Source organism: Nocardia sp. NPDC050799, from assembly GCF_040654015.1.
Classification (GTDB): Bacteria; Actinomycetota; Actinomycetes; order Mycobacteriales; family Mycobacteriaceae; genus Nocardia.
The window spans coordinates 1-1,358 of the sequence record NZ_JBFAHF010000110.1; the positions used below are offsets into that span (position 1 = coordinate 1).

Here is a 1,358-nt window from a genome sequence, read left to right on the forward strand (position 1 = left end):
TTTGGCTTTTGCCAAAACGCAGGATATTCCACGCCTCGCGCAATTTTAGCCACCAGCGCTGATGTTGACGCTCGGTGACCTGTTGCAACATGCGTGCGTAGTCCAGCACCAAACCCGGCGTCCAGGTCATGCTTTCGCCGCGGCTGCGCAGTACCGCCAGCATCCACAGATTGGGATCCAACACCAGCAACAGAAAGCGGCGCCACAGGTGTTTATCGCCCAGCACGCCTTCCAACGCGCTGTCGAGCGCGCCGATGACCGTGGTGGAGCAGTTGCGTCGGGTCAGATTGTAGGTGGCGTCTTGCCGATAACGCAGCCAGAATGCGCGCAGCGCCGCCGGGTTATAGCGGTAGAATTGAATTTTCTTGTCCGGTGGGCACCAGGCGGCGATCTCACCCGGCAGGTCGGGCAGGAAACGCCCGTCGACGTTGTTCTGCTCGCCGGCATGCAACAACTGGCGGAAATCCTGAACGGAATGGCTGATGTCGTTGAGCGGGTAGTGACTGATATACACATCCGGCGCGAGCGCCAGGGCGGCATGACCGGTGGAGATATTGCCGCCGCCGTCGACCGCCGCGATGTATCGGTCGACGATGTAACGTCGGCGTGGATCTTTAGCCGCACCAATCGGTGTCCAGACGTACACCGTGAGTGGCGCAGTCTCATCCTCCGGGTGCGGTGGCTGCCGCGCGGGGTGCTGATTCAGAGAGAAGCTTGTCAGTCTCCGGGCGATACGCAATAAGGCCCAGCCGGAAAGCACCATCATCACGCCGAGGCAAAAGGGCACCGTCATCCGATGCGGCGCCGGCCAGCCGACAAAAATCATCAACGAAAGCAGGATCTCGCCGCCGCCCGCCAGCGCCACGCCTTTCCATCGACTGTGTTGAATCACCGTGGAGGAGGCGATGCGCACGGCGCCGTCAAGCAGCAGCGCGCTGCCAAACACCACGGTGGCGACGATGTTATCGTCTGCGGGCACGTCCAGCATTAAAAAGGCCATAAACACGAAACCCAATCCCTTCAGCAACACCGGCCTGCTGGCCGAAGAGCCGATCACCAGCGCAGCGGATATCGCCACCAGCCCCTCCAGCGCCAGGATGACCGCCAGCGCATCCAGCGCCAGCACCGACCGGCCATCCTGCAGTATGTCGAACAACATCAGCGCCCCTGCGGCTATCCACAGCCAACCGAACAGCACCAGCAGGCGGCGCTGGCCGTGCAGCGCCTGGGCGCCCAGCAATAAGATAATCAGTCGAATCATGGCGGCCTCTGTCCGAATGGATAACGTTACCCCTTCAATGATAGTGTGCCGGCGCCGTTAAGTTTTTGATTTCGACGAATTCGGCTAAGCTTGTAGC

General features: G+C 60.8%; 1 protein-coding gene. It reads right to left on the bottom strand.

Annotated features, from left to right (window positions below; genetic code table 11):
• A partial coding sequence (locus tag AB0H42_RS35680) for a hypothetical protein (protein WP_357064292.1) occupies positions 1-1,261 on the bottom strand: 1,261 nt, incomplete at its 3' end.
• Positions 1,262-1,358: the final 97 nt, after the last annotated feature.